Origin of the sequence: Segatella salivae F0493, assembly GCF_000477535.1 — a bacterium.
GTDB classification, from domain to species: Bacteria; Bacteroidota; Bacteroidia; order Bacteroidales; family Bacteroidaceae; genus Prevotella; species Prevotella salivae.
Window position 1 is genome coordinate 86958 of sequence record NZ_AWGW01000007.1, and the last position, 18265, is coordinate 105222.

General features: G+C 41.8%; 15 protein-coding genes and 1 tRNA gene. 11 read left to right on the top strand and 5 right to left on the bottom strand.

Annotated elements, in window-relative coordinates; all coding sequences use genetic code 11:
- Positions 1 to 355: 355 nt before the first annotated feature.
- Positions 356 to 1762 (bottom strand): C1 family peptidase, encoded by a 1407-nt coding sequence (locus HMPREF9145_RS02965; protein WP_021825101.1) that lies wholly within the window; start codon positions 1760 to 1762, stop codon positions 356 to 358.
- An 88-nt stretch (positions 1763 to 1850) separates the two neighbouring features.
- On the opposite strand from HMPREF9145_RS02965, the gene HMPREF9145_RS02970 reads away from it, so the two are divergent.
- From HMPREF9145_RS02970 to HMPREF9145_RS12665, 7 genes are all read left to right on the top strand, one after another.
- The gene (locus tag HMPREF9145_RS02970; protein WP_021825027.1) at positions 1851 to 3101 is read left to right on the top strand and encodes a CobW family GTP-binding protein; all 1251 of its coding nucleotides are present in this window, start codon (positions 1851 to 1853) and stop codon (positions 3099 to 3101) included.
- On the top strand, positions 3101 to 3817 hold the full coding sequence (locus HMPREF9145_RS02975; protein WP_021824902.1) for an HAD family hydrolase: 717 nt from the start codon (positions 3101 to 3103) through the stop codon (positions 3815 to 3817). Before HMPREF9145_RS02970 ends, HMPREF9145_RS02975 begins: the two co-directional genes overlap by 1 nt.
- A gap of 196 nt (positions 3818 to 4013) precedes the next feature.
- Entirely contained in the window at positions 4014 to 5894 is a 1881-nt protein-coding gene (gene dxs / locus HMPREF9145_RS02980) for a 1-deoxy-D-xylulose-5-phosphate synthase (protein WP_021825137.1), read from the top strand.
- Positions 5891 to 7237 (top strand): Trk system potassium transporter TrkA, encoded by a 1347-nt coding sequence (gene trkA, locus HMPREF9145_RS02985; RefSeq protein WP_021824893.1) that lies wholly within the window; start codon positions 5891 to 5893, stop codon positions 7235 to 7237. Before dxs ends, trkA begins: the two co-directional genes overlap by 4 nt.
- Positions 7234 to 8691, top strand: coding sequence for a TrkH family potassium uptake protein (locus HMPREF9145_RS02990; RefSeq protein ID WP_021825034.1), 1458 nt, complete (start codon positions 7234 to 7236; stop codon positions 8689 to 8691). Before trkA ends, HMPREF9145_RS02990 begins: the two co-directional genes overlap by 4 nt.
- A gap of 845 nt (positions 8692 to 9536) precedes the next feature.
- Positions 9537 to 9731 carry a hypothetical protein gene (locus HMPREF9145_RS12655; RefSeq protein WP_155945258.1) on the top strand — a complete coding sequence of 65 codons (195 nt, stop codon included), beginning with the start codon at positions 9537 to 9539 and terminating at the stop codon, positions 9729 to 9731.
- Positions 9732 to 10235: 504 nt separating this feature from the next.
- Positions 10236 to 10412: a hypothetical protein gene (locus HMPREF9145_RS12665; protein ID WP_231369742.1), complete on the top strand. Its 177-nt coding sequence runs from the start codon at positions 10236 to 10238 to the stop codon at positions 10410 to 10412.
- 518 nt (positions 10413 to 10930) lie between these two features.
- On the opposite strand, the gene HMPREF9145_RS13645 is transcribed toward HMPREF9145_RS12665, so the two are convergent.
- Positions 10931 to 11080: a hypothetical protein gene (locus HMPREF9145_RS13645; protein WP_007135786.1), complete on the bottom strand. Its 150-nt coding sequence runs from the start codon at positions 11078 to 11080 to the stop codon at positions 10931 to 10933.
- A gap of 355 nt (positions 11081 to 11435) precedes the next feature.
- On the opposite strand from HMPREF9145_RS13645, the gene HMPREF9145_RS03005 reads away from it, so the two are divergent.
- Entirely contained in the window at positions 11436 to 12317 is an 882-nt protein-coding gene (locus HMPREF9145_RS03005; protein ID WP_021824891.1) for an aldose 1-epimerase family protein, read from the top strand.
- A gap of 109 nt (positions 12318 to 12426) precedes the next feature.
- On the opposite strand, the gene HMPREF9145_RS03010 is transcribed toward HMPREF9145_RS03005, so the two are convergent.
- Positions 12427 to 12497 (bottom strand) — tRNA-Gln (locus HMPREF9145_RS03010).
- A 209-nt stretch (positions 12498 to 12706) separates the two neighbouring features.
- On the opposite strand from HMPREF9145_RS03010, the gene rsfS reads away from it, so the two are divergent.
- The 3 genes from rsfS to HMPREF9145_RS03025 are packed head-to-tail and all read left to right on the top strand — an operon-like array spanning position 12707 to position 16040.
- Positions 12707 to 13066, top strand: a complete 360-nt coding sequence (gene rsfS / locus HMPREF9145_RS03015; protein ID WP_007135784.1) for a ribosome silencing factor — start codon at positions 12707 to 12709, stop codon at positions 13064 to 13066.
- A gap of 60 nt (positions 13067 to 13126) precedes the next feature.
- The gene (ftsH, locus tag HMPREF9145_RS03020) at positions 13127 to 15178 is read left to right on the top strand and encodes an ATP-dependent zinc metalloprotease FtsH (protein WP_021824935.1); all 2052 of its coding nucleotides are present in this window, start codon (positions 13127 to 13129) and stop codon (positions 15176 to 15178) included.
- Positions 15171 to 16040, top strand: a complete 870-nt coding sequence (locus HMPREF9145_RS03025; RefSeq protein WP_021825090.1) for a phosphatidate cytidylyltransferase — start codon at positions 15171 to 15173, stop codon at positions 16038 to 16040. The genes ftsH and HMPREF9145_RS03025 overlap by 8 nt, the downstream gene beginning before the upstream one ends.
- A gap of 838 nt (positions 16041 to 16878) precedes the next feature.
- Here HMPREF9145_RS03025 and HMPREF9145_RS03030 read toward each other — a convergent pair.
- Complete coding sequence (locus HMPREF9145_RS03030) at positions 16879 to 18069, bottom strand: LPO_1073/Vpar_1526 family protein (RefSeq protein WP_021824895.1); 1191 nt, start codon at positions 18067 to 18069, stop codon at positions 16879 to 16881.
- Complete coding sequence (locus HMPREF9145_RS03035; protein ID WP_036906346.1) at positions 18056 to 18253, bottom strand: hypothetical protein; 198 nt, start codon at positions 18251 to 18253, stop codon at positions 18056 to 18058. Before HMPREF9145_RS03035 ends, HMPREF9145_RS03030 begins: the two co-directional genes overlap by 14 nt.
- Between the last annotated feature and the right edge of the window lie 12 nt (positions 18254 to 18265).

Sequence of the window (18265 nt, forward strand, 5' to 3'; positions counted from 1 at the left end):
TTCGCTGTTTTATTTTCTATTTGATGCTACAATAGACAAGGTGTTTTTGATAATAAATATTTACTAAATTATCTCCTCGCAACTACTATTTGAGGAGATGAAAGGCCTTCAACCCGCGCCCTATTCCATGCAAACAGGGTTGACACAAATGGTCAACCCTGCATAATTTTGACCTCAGAGGTCAAATGAAAACTTGATAGTTAGTTATTTCTTTCGTGCCGATAGTGGCGCAACCCCAGTCGTAGAACGACAACAAAGCATTGAAACTGCGGTAATGTGCATGGCATTTCAGCCACCCATTCCACCCTATTGGCATGTTAAAACGCGCTTAGTCAAGAGCCAATTTCAGCCGTTGTTATTCGTCTTCCATAAACAACGGATCGTCTTGCATCAGCATAATAGGCTTCTGTTCGGCAGCCTTCAAGATTTTTTCTGAGGCATATTTCTTATCAACGACAAGGCGGAAAAGGTATTCATTGAACCAACGATTGGTCATAATCAAGTAACCTTGGTAACCATAAGAAGGCCCCCAACTGTTTTCTACCTTCCACTTCACGGGCTTACCCTGCTTATCTAAGTCGACAGCGGCAAGCGTCATAGCGTGTGTTGAGCCACTATCGAAGGTGCGAATGCGGTCAGCTTTATCCATGTTATACGTCACTCCGGTAAGTGAAGCATAATCATAGTTGTCGAGATCTAAGTAGCCTCGTTTGCGATCGAGTTGCTTTCCGACGTCATAACTGCTATACATCTTGTGACCATCCTTGATAGATGCAATGGCCAACTGCGCGATTTCATCCATCGGAAGGTTTAGATATGTCCAGTTATGTCCGTCATAAGTGTGGCGATCATACTTCACTTCATACGTTTTATAATAAGGATGTCGGGGGTCGTTCATCACCATGAGGAAGGTGCCATTAAGCGGTTTGCCGACAGTTTCGTCATAGAAAGAGCGCGGAGTATATTGTTTTGGTTCGCCAACCACCTTGCCATTCTTGTCTGTAAAGGCATAAGTGAAGGTCTCAACCGGCTTTCCTAAGGTCAAGGTGAGCAAGTGATAGATGGTTGAAAGCATTTCCGTCTTGCGGTCGTTGATAGCCTTTGAGCTCTTCTTTTCAGCCACCATCTTCCGCAATTCGAGTCCATCCTCGCGTAGTTTTCGCGACACTAACTTAGCCATAGTCCTTGTGTTTTCGCTCGAATAAGTTTCAGGTTGCACGCTCTTTGGAACCAAACCATACTTCTCTGCAAGATCTGCGACACCGCAAAATGTACCTCCGTCGTTGATAGGATTCTTGAAAAAGAACTGCACTTTGGCATCCTCAATGGGAAGTTTTGCATTGTCTATGACAGCCTGAAGCATGAGATTGGCCTTCTCTAACTGGTCATAGAAGAAGAGATAAGCATGAGAATACTCCACCGCGAGCGTGTCGTTGTGCGCCTTTGCGAAGTTAGCACGCAACACATTCAAGCCAGAAAACATCCAACAACGCCCCGAACTCTCTTGGTTTTGGATGCTTTGTTTGGGCGTTTCATTGCTGAAATACGTGTTGAATGCACCTTGATGAGCATGGTTTCTCGCCAAATCATCGATGTTGTTTGAGGCAAAAGCATTCGCCAAAGCACGCTCTGCAAGTGATGACTTCTGTGAGGTTTCAATCTTCTTTAACATGGCAGAAGAGATTCCTCCAGGTTGATTCTGTGCCATCAGCACTGGGGCTGAAGCCAGACAAAAGACAAAAGTGATTGTTTTTTTATTCATAGTAGTGCAAAGTTACACATTATCAACTATTTTTTATACCTTTGTATGCGATTTATCCATTAATATATATTAAAGAAAGGAAATAGGAATGAATAACAAAGAAATACCAGTTTTACTGCTGACAGGATATTTAGGAAGTGGCAAGACAACGCTTGTCAACAAGATATTAAGTAATAAACACGGCATAAAGTTCGCCGTTATCGTTAATGATATCGGTGAAGTGAACATCGATGCAGACTTAATTCAGAAGGGAGGTATAGTCAATCAGAAAGACGAAAGCCTTGTAGCTTTGCAGAATGGATGCATCTGTTGTACGCTTAAAATGGACCTTGTTGAGCAATTGAATGACATCGTTAACATGAAGAAATTCGATTATATTGTCATTGAAGCCAGTGGAGTTTGCGAGCCAGCTCCTATCGCTCAGACGATTTGTTCAATACCAACGATGGGACCAAAGTATATTAAGAACGGCATTGTTAAACTTGATTGTATCGTCACAGTGGTTGATGCGCTGCGCATGAAAGACGAATTTGGCAATGGAGATGAACTCATAAAACAGAATATCGGCGAAGAAGATATCGAGAATCTTGTTATCCAACAGATTGAGTTCTGCAACATTATACTGCTTAACAAGGCTTCGGAAGTAGAGCCACAAGAGTTGGAACGCACAAAGAAGATTATCCGTGCACTGCAACCTAAGGCTGAAATCATCGAGTGTAACTATGGAGATGTAGACCTTGAAAAGATTATTAATACAAAACGATTTGACTTTGATGAGGTGGCAACATCAGCGGCATGGATTGATGAAATAGAGCATCATCATGGCGATGAACACATAGATGACGAGGAGGAAGAACACGAACATCACCACGATCACGATGAACACGACGAACATCATCACGAAGATCACGAGCACGAAGAAGGCCATCACCACCATCATCATCATCATCATGAGGGGGGAGAAGTTGAAGAATACGGCATTGGTACATTCGTTTATTATCGTAGAAAGCCTTTCGACCTCGTGGGATTCGACGAGTTTATAGCAACTCAATGGCCTAAGAGCGTCATCCGATGTAAGGGGATTTGCTGGTTCAAAGATGAGCCACAAACTTGTTATGTGTTTGAACAAGCAGGCAAACAAATGGGACTTCGCAATGCAGGTCAATGGTATATGACCATGCCAAAGAAGGAACTTGACGAGCTCATGGCACGCGAAGAACGACTCCGTCAGGATTGGGATGCAACCTATGGAGACCGCATGCAGAAGTTAGTTTTTATTGGTCAACATCTTGATAAAGAAGAAATCACACGATTGTTGGATGCTCGACTTGTAGACTAATGCCTATACAGCTTAAACAATTCAAGGTTATTGCCATCGATGCTGATGACACATTGTGGGACTGCCAGTCACATTTTGACAATGCAGAAGCCGTGTATTGTCAGCTCTTGGCAGCGTATGCGGGAGCCAAACACGTATCGGATGCACTCTTTGAAACCGAGAAAGCCAACATGGATTCATTGGGATATGGCACGAAAGCATTCACATTATCACTCATTGAGAATGCCGTTAAGATATCGGAAGGTCGTATAAGTGGTAAGATTATAGCCGAAATATTGCAGTTGGGCAAGGCTTTGTTGACCTTTCCAACAACACCTTTACTAGGCGTTGAAGATACATTGATTGCACTTAACGAGCGAAAGACCGACGAAGGTTATCGACTTGTGGTGTTCACGAAAGGCGAATTGCAAGACCAAGAGAATAAACTCAAGCGGTCGGGATTGGCAAACTACTTTGACGATATCGTCATTGTGTCTGACAAAACCGAAGAAGAGTACCGACATTTATGCGTGAACAATGGCATTCATCCTAAAGAATTGTTAATGATTGGCAATTCATTTAAGTCGGATATTGCACCCGCTTTGAGCATCGGTGCATATGCCATTCATGTACCATTCAGCGTTGCTTGGAAAATGGAACTGGCTGAAACATTCGACCATGAACGGCTTATCACGATTGAAAACTTTAGAGATTTGATTGCTTTCTCCACCTTATAATATATAGGGGAGTCTGTGATTGCGTCAACAAAAGAAATATTTTAGGGAAAGGAATAAAAGAAACGACGCTGAGATTCGCGCTCCAGCGTCGTATTTTTTGCTTGAAAGTAGGTGATAAAAAAGAATTTATCGGTTTTCTTTGCCTAATACATGATATTAACGTATCTTTGCAAATAGAATCATACTCAAGGTATTGATGAATACGAATAAATTTGGATTATTAGATCAAATCAAATATCCTGCAGACCTTCGGAAGCTTAAACTCGAGCAATTACCAGAGGTTTGTAAAGAACTTCGCGAGGATATTATCCACGAAGTATCCGTTAATCCCGGACATTTTGCATCGTCTTTAGGAACTGTAGAGCTTACCGTTGCATTGCATTATGTCTTTAATACGCCCGAGGATCGCATCGTTTGGGATGTCGGTCATCAGGCATATGGTCATAAGATTCTTACTGGGAGACGAGACAAATTCTATACAAACAGGAAGTTAAATGGTATCTGTCCCTTTCCAAGTCCAAAGGAAAGTGAATACGATACGTTTGCCTGTGGTCATGCAAGTAACTCCATTTCGGCTGCGTTGGGTATGTCGGTGGCTGCTAATGGCAGTGGACGCCACGTCATAGCTGTTATTGGTGACGGCGCAATGAGTGGCGGATTAGCCTTTGAAGGCCTTAATAATGTGTCAAGTACTCCCAATGATTTACTCATTATTCTTAATGATAATGATATGTCAATTGACCGAGCTGTGGGTGGAATGGAGAAGTACTTACTGAATCTTGACACTAATGAAACCTACAATAAACTACGCTTTAAGGCCAGCAACTGGCTGCATCGGAAGGGTTATTTGAATGAAGAGCGCAAGAAAGGGATACTCCGTTTCAACAACGCCTTAAAGAGTGCACTGAGTCATCAGCAGAATATCTTTGAGGGAATGAACATCCGTTACTTCGGACCTTTTGATGGACATGACGTCAAAGAGATAGTACGCGTCTTGCAACAACTTAGGAACATGAAAGGTCCTAAGCTGCTTCATCTGCATACAACGAAAGGAAAAGGATACGAACCAGCCGAGAAAAGCGCCACAATATGGCACGCCCCAGGTAAGTTTGACCCTAAAACGGGAGAGCGCTTAGTGCAAGATTGTAGTGACATGCCCCCCAAATTCCAAGACGTTTTCGGTCAAACCCTTTTGGAATTAGCCTTGAAAAACGATCGTATTATAGGCGTAACACCCGCCATGCCTACGGGTTGTTCCATGACAATTCTACAGAAATCATTACCTCATCGCATGTTTGATGTGGGCATCGCCGAAGGCCATTCAGTAACCTTTTCGGGTGGAATGGCGAAGGAAGGACTATTGCCTTACTGTAATATTTACAGTGCTTTTAGCCAACGAGCTTACGACAATATTATTCATGATGTGGCTTTACTGAAGTTGCCAGTTGTACTTTGTCTCGACCGCGCGGGACTCGTTGGAGAGGATGGTCCGACTCATCACGGCGCATTTGATATGGCAGCTTTGCGCCCGATTCCTAATCTTACAATTGCCAGTCCCATGGATGAGCACGAGTTAAGAAGGTTGATGTACACGGCACAACTGCCCAATCAAGGTCCTTTTGTGATTCGTTATCCACGAGGAAGAGGCGTACTTAAAGACTGGAAGTGCCCTTTAGAACAGATTGAAGTGGGTACAGGACGCAAACTTAGAGATGGAGAACATATTGCAATCATCAGCATTGGACCTATTGGAAACATTGTAGAGAGTGCCATTAATGCATCAGGTGAGAACGTAGCTCATTATGATTTACGTTTCTTAAAGCCTCTCGATGAACAGTTGTTACATGAAGTTGGCAAGAAGTTCTCACGTATAATCACGATTGAAGATGGAGTCCGTAACGGCGGAATGGGGTCTGCTGTACTCGAATGGATGAATGATCATGGCTACTCACCCGTTATCAATCGCATGGGACTTCCTGACGAATTCATCGAACACGGCACTGTTGAGGAGTTACAAAAGATATGTCATATTGACCGAAACAGCATCATTGCTGCCATCAAAGAGACTAAGAAATGAAAATCATTATAGCCGGCGCATACGCCATAGGAACTTATCTTGCAAAGTTCTTATCCCGTAACAATCAAGACATTATCCTCATGGATGAGAGTCAAGAGAGGTTAGAGAAGTTAGATTCTGACTTTGATTTGATGACAATGCACGCCTCTTGTACAAGCATCGAAATGCTAAAAGAGGCAGGAGCAGCGTCAGCTGACCTCTTCATTGCAGTCACTCCTGATGAGAATAAGAATATGAATGCCTGCATCATTGCTAAGGCATTAGGAGCCAAAAGAACTGTAACCAAGGTAGACAATTATGAGTTTGTAGCGCCCAATTTGAATGATTTCTTTCAACATTTAGGCGTTAGTTCCATCATCTATCCTGAGCTTTTAGCTGCTGAAGACATTAATAACGGACTCAAAATGAGTTGGGTTCGCCAACGCTGGGATGTGCATGGGGGCGCTTTAGTGATGCTCGGCATCAAACTACGCGAGTCATGTGAGGTACTCAATAGGCCGTTAAAAGATATCAGTGGGCCTGATGATCCTTACCATGTCGTGGCAATCAAGCGCGATGGCGATACGATTATACCGGGTGGAAACGATGAACTTAAGCTCTATGACATGGCATATTTCATGACAACTCGCCAGTACATACCATTCGTTCGAAAGATTGTAGGCAAAGAACACTATGTAGATGTGAAGAATGTCATGATGATGGGTGGCGGACGTACAGCCGTAAGAGCCGTTAAAACCATGCCCGAATACATGAATGTAAAGATTATCGAGGCCGACGAACAACGCTGCGAACGACTCAATGAGCTTCTCGATGATGACCGAGCACTTATTATTCATGGCGATGGACGAGACGTTTCGTTGCTTCAAGAAGAGGGAATCATGAGTACACAAGCCTTTGTTGCGCTCACAGGAAATGCTGAAACAAACATCCTTGCCTGCTTAACGGCTAAGCGAATGGGCGTCAGAAAGACTGTAGCCATGGTCGAAAATGAAGACTATATCAATATGGCTGAGAGCTTAGATATAGGAACTATCATCAACAAGAAAGCTATTGCAGCCAGCCATATCTATCAGATGATGCTCGATGCCAACGTGCATAACGTGCGCTTTCTTATGAATGCAAATGCTGATGTGGCTGAGTTCATCCCCCAAGAGGGCTCGAAAATTACAGAAAAAGCGGTCAAAGACCTACGTCTTCCCCATGGAGTGACGATAGGAGGACTGGTTAGAAACGGCGAAGGTTACCTCGTTTCAGGTAACACTCGCATTAATGCTGGCGACTCAGTCATGGTGTTTTGCCACGACATGAATATGAAAAAAATAGAGAATCTCTTTAATAAATGATCGACAAAAGCATCATATTTAAGATTATTGGCTCGTTACTTTTCATCGAAGCCCTACTCTTGTTGGCTTGTCTTTTCATGGCCATCGGCTACCAAGAAGACGATGTTCCTGCCTTTATTATTACCATTATCCTGACTACACTCACGGGAATCGTGTTGCATTATCTTGGGCGTAATGCAGACAATAACATGAGTCGACGCGATGCTTACCTTGTAGTGACGCTCTCTTGGATTATCTTTAGTTTCTTCGGAACCTTGCCTTTCATCATCAGTGGATATATTCCAAGCTTCACTGACGCTTATTTTGAGACAATGTCTGGCTTTACTACCACGGGCGCCACTATCATTGATGACGTTGATAAGCTACCCCACGGCCTGCTTTTCTGGCGTAGTATGACCCAGTGGATAGGCGGATTGGGCATTGTTTTCTTTACAACGGCAGTGCTTCCCTCGTTTGTTGGCGGCTCTGTTAAAGTGTTTGCAGCTGAAGCAACAGGCCCAATTTCATCGCGCCTCCACCCACGTTTGAGCACAGGTGCTAAGTGGATATGGGTAGTTTACCTTGTACTGACCATCGGATGTGTGCTGAGTTTCATGGCTTGTGGCATGGGATGGTTTGACAGTATCAATTATGCCATGGGAAGTACTGCCACAGGTGGTTTCTCAACGCATACCAATAGTACGGAGTTTTTCCGTTCACCGGCCGTAGAATATGTGGCAACTTTCTTTTGTTTCTTCTCCGGAGCGAACTTCACTTTGATGTATATGGCAGCCAAACACCGCTCTATCAAGATGATGTTCAAGAGCGAAGAGTTCCGTTTTTACACGTTTGTTGTGTTGGCATTCTCATTGTTTATCATGGCAGAACTCATGATTCACAATGGTTACGACTTAGAAAAAGCATTCCGATGTGGCATCTTCCAGGTGGTTTCTTTCATCACAACAACGGGTCTTTTCAATGATGATGCAGGCAAATGGCCCCATGTTACCTGGGTTGTTTTAGCCACTTGTATGTTCCTTGGAGCTTGTTCGGGTAGCACAAGTGGAGGATTTAAGAGCATCAGAAGCATGATGATGTTGAAGATTATGCGTAATGAGTTCAAACAAATCCTACATCCTAACGCCGTACTTCCTATTCATGTAGATGGTAGTAACATTCCTTATCAGAAACGAGTAACGCTACTTTCATTCCTCTCGGTCTATCTTTTGATATGCCTTTTCGCTTCATTTGCAATCATTTCTGCAGGAATTGACAACACAAACGCCATCACTATCACACTAAGTTCGTTGGGAAATGTAGGCCCATCCTTAGGTCTTGAGATTGGTCCTACCATGAGTTGGTCGATGCTTCCGGCATGGATTAAATGGCTATGCTCGGCACTTATGCTGATTGGTCGACTCGAAATATTCACTATTCTCGTGATTTTCACTCCCGCGTTCTGGAGAGATCGATAAATCTCTGCATAAATTTTGCCCTATTCTTGCATGCCATTCGCCACACAATGTCATGCAAAGCATAAGCTGAAATTCATGGGATTTTGGTTAATCGGCCGTGAAATTGCTATGCAACGCCATAGGGTTCATGCCCCATTTCCGATAAATATATCCGGAATTATAAATGCCTTCGCCACGCAATGCCACAAATATTTCGGTAAGTTTTCAATGAATGAATCTCTCAAGATAATTATTCTCAACTTGCAACGCCGTAGGGTTTATGCCTCATTTTCGATAAATATATCCGGAAATATAAATGTCTTCGCCACACAATGCCACAAATATTGCGGTAAGTTTTCAATGAATGAACCTCTCATGATGATTATTCTCACCACGCAACTCGGTACGAGTTGTTCTTTTGATAGCCCGGGGTTGGCGAGGAACGAGCCTACCCCGGGTAAACGTTTGCAAGGAGATTCAACGCTGTAAGTGTTGAGCTTTTTCTGAGAAAGCATGGTTATAGCAAGGTGATTCATGGCAGATTAATCAAAAAAAACGCAACACCTACGGCGTTGTTCCACACACAACATACGCTAACCCAGGGTAGCCTGCACTATCGTTTGGCAACCCTGGGCTATCAAAAACGCAACACCTACGGTGTTGAAATATTCATTTTATAATACAATTGATGGCAACATGCGAATAAATTAATAGCAAAATGTGCCAATATTCCAATGGATATATCCACTATGATGAATGTGGCAATCGTGCAATTCCGTAGGCGTCGCCCTAATATTCTTATGAACACATCTATCACAACGAATGTTCTCACCATGTAACGCCATAGGTTTTATGTCAGCGTTTCCATGAATGAATCCACCTTTGCGAATGTTACAACAACGCAACGCCGTAGGATTTATGCCTATATTTCCATGAATATATCCACCATAATGATTGTTCTCACCACGCAACTCGGTACGAGTTGTTCTTTTGATAGCCCGGGGTTGGCGAGGAACGAGCCTACCCCGGGTAAACGTTCGCAAGGAGATTCAACGCCATAGGTGTTGAGCTTTTTCTATAAAGGCATGGTTATAGCGAGGTGATTCATGGCGGATTAATCAAAAAAACGCAACACCTATGGCGTTGTTCCACGCACAACATACGCTAACCCAGGGTAGCCCACACTATCGTTTGGCAACCCTGGGCTATCAAAAACGCAACACCTACGGCGTTGACATGTTTATTTCATGATATTATTAATATTTATATGCGCATAAATAAATGGTGGATTATGTCGAAAAGGTACAACACTTACAGCGTTGTTCCCCACACAACATACGCTAACCCAGGGTAGCCTGTACTATCGTTTGGCAACCATGGGCTATCAAAAGTACAACGCTTACAGCGTTGAGAAATGCGTGTTGATTTATTATTTGTGGCATAATTTATTGGAATATCATTGATAACACATTATAATAGCTACATTAATATAACCCCATAAATTGTTTATTAATCACCGACACCGTAGGTGTTGTGCCAATATTCTAATGAATATAAACGCCATAATGAATGTGGTAATAATGCAACGCCGTATTTTTTATGCCAATATTTCCATGGATGCATTTGCCATTGAGAATGTCACAACGACGCAACTCGGTACGAGTTGTTCTTTTGATAGCCCGGGGTTGGCGAGGAACGAGCCTACCCCGGGTAAACGTTCGCAAGGAGATTCAACGCTGTAAGTGTTGAGCTTTTTCTATGAAGACACGCTTACAATGAAATATTTCATGGCGGATTAATCAAAAAAAGCGCAACACCTACGGCGTTGTTCCACACACAACATACGCTAACCCAGGGTAGCCTACACTATCGTTTGGCAACCCTGGGCTATCAAAAGCGCAACACCGATGGCGTTGAAACGCTTATTCCGTAACATGAATTACGCTATTTTGCGTCTGAATTTATAGCAAATAGCACCTAAAAGGCACAATGCTTACGGCGTTGATACTCACATTATATAACGTAATTTATATCTATACACTACACCATTGAACACCATATTAGACAAGAGCAAATACCACTCACAACACGACATACCTTATTTCATCTTGCAACTTGCGTCAAATTGTGCGGTCATTTGACGTAAAACATCGCGTGATTTGCGTCATATTACAACACGATTTGACTTCAATTGGTTCGTGATATGCCACAAAGCCCCACACGAATGAGATTGTTGGGCCACGCCAAAAAGACTGAACAATTAATCAGCAATCAGTCCTTTTGTCAGCATATCATAATATAAGGCTTCGAGTTCACCTTGAGTTAAGTGCTCAACGGCATGCTCAATAGCCCGTATAAGCTCATCGCGTCGATCATCACCCGACGCATTAAAACGAGAGAAATCTACCATAATGTTCTTTGTTTTGCTCCATACAAAGGTAATATAAAATAGACTATAAATCGAAGAATGCCGCAAAATAATATGTGATTTGTAAGAAAAGGATAGGCACATGAGGGCTATTTCAGACAAGTTTTGTATGGTTTTATTCTAATTTTTAGGTCTAAACTAATACCATTTTCCTCTTATTCATGACGAAGAAAGCGGCTATTCGACTTTGGTTTATACTGAAATGACTTGGACAACGAGAACAATAGAGCAGCTTTTTATGCTTTAACCCTATCACTCCTACATTTTATTCGCCACATCACGCCCCTTCATCAAACAATTTTTGTATCTTTGTTGTGTCAACAAAACAACGAACATCATGGAACAAATCAAGAACGAACACCTGACAATTGGCATTTCGGCGCATGGTGCTGAACTGCAAAGCATCAAAGATAGTGACGGCAAAGAATATCTTTGGCAGGCCAATCCATCGATTTGGGGACGTCACTCCCCTATTCTTTTCCCTATTGTTTGCGGACTATGGAACGACACTTGTCGCATTGAGGGCAAAGAGTTTAACATGTCACGCCATGGATTTGCACGCGACACCGGCTTCACTTTGGTGGCTCAAGGCAAGGAAAAGGTGGTCTATGCAATGCATGAAAACGAAGAGACGCTTAAGGTTTATCCCTATCATTTCAATCTGGCAGTGAGTTATCGGCTGGCAAAAAACAAGATAAAAGTGGTTTGGCATGTGGAGAATACAGGGCGAAAGGAGATGTATTTCCAAATTGGTGGCCACCCCGCCTTCCTCATTCCAGGACTTCTTCCGAGCGAACCCATGCACGGACGACTAAGACTTGACGACACGGAACCACGTCGGATTTTTGGTAATGTGAAAGGATGTGTCACCCCCGAACATAGTGCTGTTGTCACGGAAGAAGGGATATTGTCGTTTGACGAGGAGCTTTTTAAGGACGATGCCCTTATCTTTGACCACTCACAACTGCACAAAGTGAGTCTGCTTAACCATGAAAACAAAGCGGAAGTAAGCGTAGAATTCAAGGCGCCTGCAGTTGGAATATGGAGTCCTTACGGCAAGAATGCGCCGTTTGTATGCATTGAACCCTGGTATGGTATTGCCGATTGGGCAGACTATGACGGTGAGTTTAAAGATAAATATCTGATGAACAAGCTTCTCCCGGGAGCCAGTTTCATGAGCGAATATACGATAACAATAGGCGAAACTGACGAAGATTAATGCATTGGTTGACCTTTATTCAGAAAGAATGGAGGTCAACCCATCTTGGGTTTACATTCTAACAAACGAAAAAAGCTAAACAACACATGTGCTGTTTAGCTTCAAAACGTTGGGATACTCGGACTCGAACCAAGAATGACAGGACCAGAATCTGTAGTGTTACCATTACACCATATCCCACTATTTCAATAGCTTCATCAAGTAAACTCCCGATTTGCGTCTGCAAAGTTAGTACATTTCTCAAAACAATCAAAACTTTTAAGCACTTTTTTTCCAAAAAAATGGCGAAACCAAAAAATAGACTTTGCTTTATGGATGATATCTCTTAAAATTGTGTACCTTTGCCCATGAAACAATAGTATCACATATATTAAATAAAGAAACAATTGATGGGAATAACTGAAACGTTAGTGAAGACAATTACAAAAGGTATACAAGAGAAGAAAGGTCAAGACATTACAATCATTGATTTGAAACATATTGATGGCGCAATTGCCAAATATTTCATCATTTGTCAAGGCAATTCACCGACTCAGATTGAGGCTATTGCAGGCTCAATCAGTGATATGGTGCGCGAGGAATTAAGCGAAAAGCCCATTAATGTGGCTGGACTTGGCAACAATCAATGGGTAGCTATCGACTATTCTGATGTGCTTGTACATATCTTTATGCCTGAAACGAGGGAATATTATAACTTGGAAACGCTCTGGGAAGATGCCAAATTAACAAATATTCCGAACTTAGATTAAACGTTTGGCACACCATTTGATGAAGTAATTCCCATATACAACAGAAACAAATACAGCGAGATGGACGAACAAAAGAACTTCTTTAATAATAAGGAAAGCGGCAAAGAGCCGAAGATGCCACGCTTTAATATGAACTGGATTTACATATTAGTGGCTATCGTTGCAGGCGTGTTTCTGCTCTCTGGAGGTGGAAACTTGGCGGCAATCAGTGGGACTAATAAAGAAACTACATATGGAAAGTTTAAGGAATATGTAGCAAAAGGTTACGCAACAAACGTCGTTATCAACAAAGATAAGGGTGAACTGAAGATGTATGTTGCCCCAAAACACGTCAAAGATGTATTCCATTTGAATGCTAAACAGGTAGGAAAGAATCCCTATGTTAACGTGGAATTTGGCTCTGTTGACGAAGTAGAAAGGTTCTTAAATGCCGAACAAAAGGCCAAGAAACTTGTCGATTATAGTTATGATAACGATTCCGGCAATAGCTTCTTTAATGGACTTCTCGTCAACACACTACAGATATTACTCTTCTGTGCATTTGGTTTCTGGCTGCTAAGACGTATGAGTGGCGGTGGAAATGTCGGCGGAGGAGGAGGCATTTTCAGTGTAGGAAAGAGCAAAGCAAAGCTGTATGAGAAGGCGAACGACCTCGGAATAACGTTTAAAGACGTAGCCGGACAAGAGGGAGCAAAGCAAGAAGTGCAGGAGATTGTAGAGTTTTTAAAGAATCCCCAGAAGTATACTGAGCTGGGAGGAAAGATACCTAAGGGTGCATTATTAGTCGGACCACCGGGTACTGGAAAGACTTTGTTGGCCAAAGCTGTGGCAGGTGAGGCCGGTGTTCCTTTCTTTTCAATGAGTGGTTCGGACTTCGTTGAGATGTTTGTAGGCGTAGGTGCCAGCCGAGTACGTGATGTTTTCGCGCAAGCTAAAGAGAAATCACCGTGTATTATCTTTATAGATGAGATTGATGCAGTAGGTCGTGCCCGCAGCAAGAACCCCTCAATGGGAGGTAATGACGAACGAGAGAATACGTTGAATGCCTTACTTACCGAGATGGATGGATTCGGAACAAACAGTGGAGTCATTGTACTTGCAGCAACAAACCGCGCAGATATGCTTGACAAAGCATTGCTTCGTGCAGGCCGTTTCGACCGACAAATTAACGTAGATCTACCAGATTTGGCTGAACGTATAGCCATTTTCAAAGTTCATTTGCGTCCTTTGAAGGTGGATAAAGACTTAGATATTGATTTCTTGGCACGCCAAACACCGGGCTTTTCGGGTGCAGACATCGCCAATGTATGTAATGAGGCGGCACTGATTGCAGCTCGTCATAACAGCAAAACAGTCTGCAAGCAAGACTTTCTCGATGCCGTTGACCGCATCATTGGCGGATTAGAGAAGAAGACTAAGGTGATGACAGCCGCTGAAAAGCGCTCGATTGCATTCCATGAAGCAGGACATGCCACGGTAAGTTGGTTCTGTGAGCACGCCAATCCACTTGTAAAGGTGAGCATCGTACCACGCGGTCAGGCACTCGGAGCTGCTTGGTATCTGCCTGAAGAGCGACAGATTACAACAAAAGAACAGATGCTTGACGAGATGTGTGCATTGCTTGGAGGACGTGCAGCAGAGGAGTTGTGCACGGGACATATCTCTACTGGTGCGATGAACGACCTCGAACGCGCCACTAAAAGCGCTTATGGCATGATTGCTTATGCAGGTATGAGCGACCGACTTCCTAACATTTGTTATTACAACAACCAAGAATATCAGTTCCAACGCCCCTACTCTGAGACCACAGCTAAAGTCATTGATGACGAAGTTTTGAAGATGATTAACGAGCAATATGCACGTGCTAAGGAGCTACTTGAACATCATAAGGAGGGACATAGAGCGTTAGCTGAGCTACTCATCTCACGTGAAGTCATCTATGCAGAAGACGTAGAAAATATCTTCGGTGAACGCCCATGGGTGAGCAGAGCACAGGAAATCATCAACGAGAATGAGGCTAATGCGCCTAAACTTGAAGACATGCCAGACGCTGTTAAGCAAGCCGAAGCCGAACATCAAGCATCATTAGAAAAGGAAAAGAGCAATGAGTGACAAAATGAAAAACCTGATTGTGAGGGCCATAGTAGGTGCACTCTTCGTCATTATCATGGTGGGTGGCATCATGCATCCACATACAATGGTGGCATTGTTTGCCGTGATTACGGGGCTGACGATATGGGAGTTTACTGGACTTGTGAATCAAAGGGAGAACATAAATGTTAATCGTTTTATCACAACGATAGCCGGAGTGTATTTCTTTTTGGCTGTAGCGGCCATACGAACTGGCATCACTTCAAACTTCGTTATCTTTGTTCCCTACCTGCTGTCGATAGTATATCTCTTCATTGGTGAACTCTACTTAAAGCAAGAAGACCCAATAAACGACTGGGCTTATGCCATGCTTTCTCAGCTCTACATAGCCCTTCCGTTCTCCATGTTGAATGTACTTGCGTTTGAACAAGCCCCAAATGGCATCACCTATCAATACAATATGCAACTCCCTTTGTGTGTGTTTGTCTTCCTTTGGCTTAATGATACAGGCGCTTATTGCAGTGGATCTCTCTTCGGAAAGCATAAACTTTTCCCGCGAATTAGCCCTGCAAAGAGTTGGGAAGGAAGTGTAGGAGGAGCCATACTCGTTATGATTGTTGCCGCAATCATAGGCTATTTTTCGAACACAAACTGCCAAATGTCACAACTATCTATAACAGGTTGGGTCGGATTAGGCTTCATAGTAGTTGTATTTGGCACATGGGGCGACCTCGTTGAAAGCCTTTTCAAACGAACCTTAGGCATTAAAGATAGTGGCAAAATCTTGCCTGGTCATGGCGGAATGCTCGACAGATTCGACTCTTCTCTCATGGCTATCCCTGCATCAGTCATCTATCTTTATTCGCTACAGATGTTTGGATAACAAGACAAATCAAACCAAAATATAAGGTAACATGCGAGGGATTTATTCTTCGCATGTTTCTTTTTATAACCTCACAACATCGTTTCAACGCTATTGATACCGCGTTTTCCTCGCGTAGTTCCTATATGGTGGTACTTCATCTTTACACACACCATCAATCCAATAGTGATAAATGATAAAATGAAATGACGCATATCACGTAGTAATTTGAGATAAATTACAGAGTAATTCGATAGAACTTATACTATTTTTCAGCGTTGTTTGTCTTTATCTCTTGTTTCATTTCTCATAATGATTTGATAGCCAATGGATTGCAAATCGTCAAAAAACAGCACTTATTTGGAATTAGATATGTCTCTCTTTTCAAATATGTAAGCCAGTTAAAAGCATTTGTAAATATTTTTAATACCGCGTAATGCATACTTTATTATTTGCAATTATACAGTGTATTTCATAGCTCTTGTCAGTATCAGAACAAATTTATCTGCGTCCCGATCTATACTATATTTTATATAAACTCTTTCTACTTTGTTTCTCATGCCCCCTTTTTCCTTTCGGTTTGGGTAACAGCCTATAGTAAAACTTGGCTTATGTAATAGCCTCATTTGTGCTGATAAACTCGTCATTATTAGGAAATAAAAATCCCAGCAACTTATTATGTTACTGGGATTTACTTATTTTTAATTAGTGTTTGTTAGCACTTTTACTTCACTTCCTCAAATATAGCCTGTATTGATTATCAATGATTTATATTTACATGGTACAAAAATGTTTCCTCAATTTGAGTAGTATCGATTAGAAAACATCTTGGATGTTATCATCTTATTTATAACAAAAATTAATACATACTTGGAATTGTAGGATATTTAGTCCTAATATAGGCATTTGCAATAGCAGCTCCAATAGGAGTTATAGTAAAATACATAGGCAGTTGATTCCACCATATACGCGCATTTCGGAGATTTTCAAATTTATCCCATTCTTTGATAAGATTTGTTTTTAATGAATCAATATTACGTCCATCCTTGTACGTTATTTCCGAAAGATGTTTAAATGCAAGAAATTGTTCTCGATTTAATGGTATTTGCAATTCTTGTGATCCAATATTTACTGTTGCTGTAATAGTATTTCCTTCCGCAAAAAGTTCAGGTGAATACGTACATAAAAGGAAACCTTCTCTAAGAGGATGTTCCTTAAATAGAGGTAAAGTTAGATTCACTGTATTTGTATTTCCTCCGTTTTGCTCATTAGAAACTTCGATTTTTTCTTTAGGATCATTTAATCCAACAGCGCCAAATTCTAATAGGATTTCGTTGTATTCCACTGATTTCCACTCAATTCCAATAGGCAAGTGTTTTAATTTATCCGATAGGAATTCTTCCATCTTCTTGAATGATTCTATTCCTGATGAACCGATTCGGATTGCAGAAAGCACATCTAAATTCTCAATCCACTGATTACCTATAGGTAAATTAACACCACAAAGAATCTGCTTATATAAATAATCAAGAGTTCTTAATTGTATATGTATATCAAAAGCTTCTGAAACATACCAATTTATTGCATAGAAAATAGACAACCCTACTAAACTGGATTCTGGAATTTGATCTATAATCTCAATTGCTTTTGTTATTCCTAACGTCCTTTCTCTATTACCATTTTGCTCAGCACGATGCACAATTAACTCTGAAAGCATATCTAAGTCTCTTTCTTCTCCACTTGACGCTGCTGACATTTGCGCTTTTCTTATAACTAATTGAAAAGCAGGATCACCGAAAATTCTTAGAGTCTCATCATGTTGTTTCATCTTTGGCATTATTTTATCTTCTAATGCCATCACACGCTCTTGCGCAATACCTTGAGCTTCATGAGTCCAATTAGCTTTCGCAATAGCATATTCTTCTTTACAAATATCACGAGCACGTGTTTCATCAATTCCGACTATATTTGTAGTATTATAGTAGTTATTCACAGTACCTGCTTGTACTTGTGTAGAATTATCGCCTGCAGTTTGTTCACTTTTGTTCATTTCCGTTATAGTTATTTACGATTCCTGATTGACTTTGGGTAGCATTATCACCTGCAGTTTGGTTCAAATTAGTCCTTTGGTGGATACCTATTTTATAACCGATAGTTCCCCCTAAGATTAGTCCTAATATTGTACTTATAATGGTAGTTCCTATGCCATCAAAAATCCATTGGTAATTTTCCATATAACATTATAC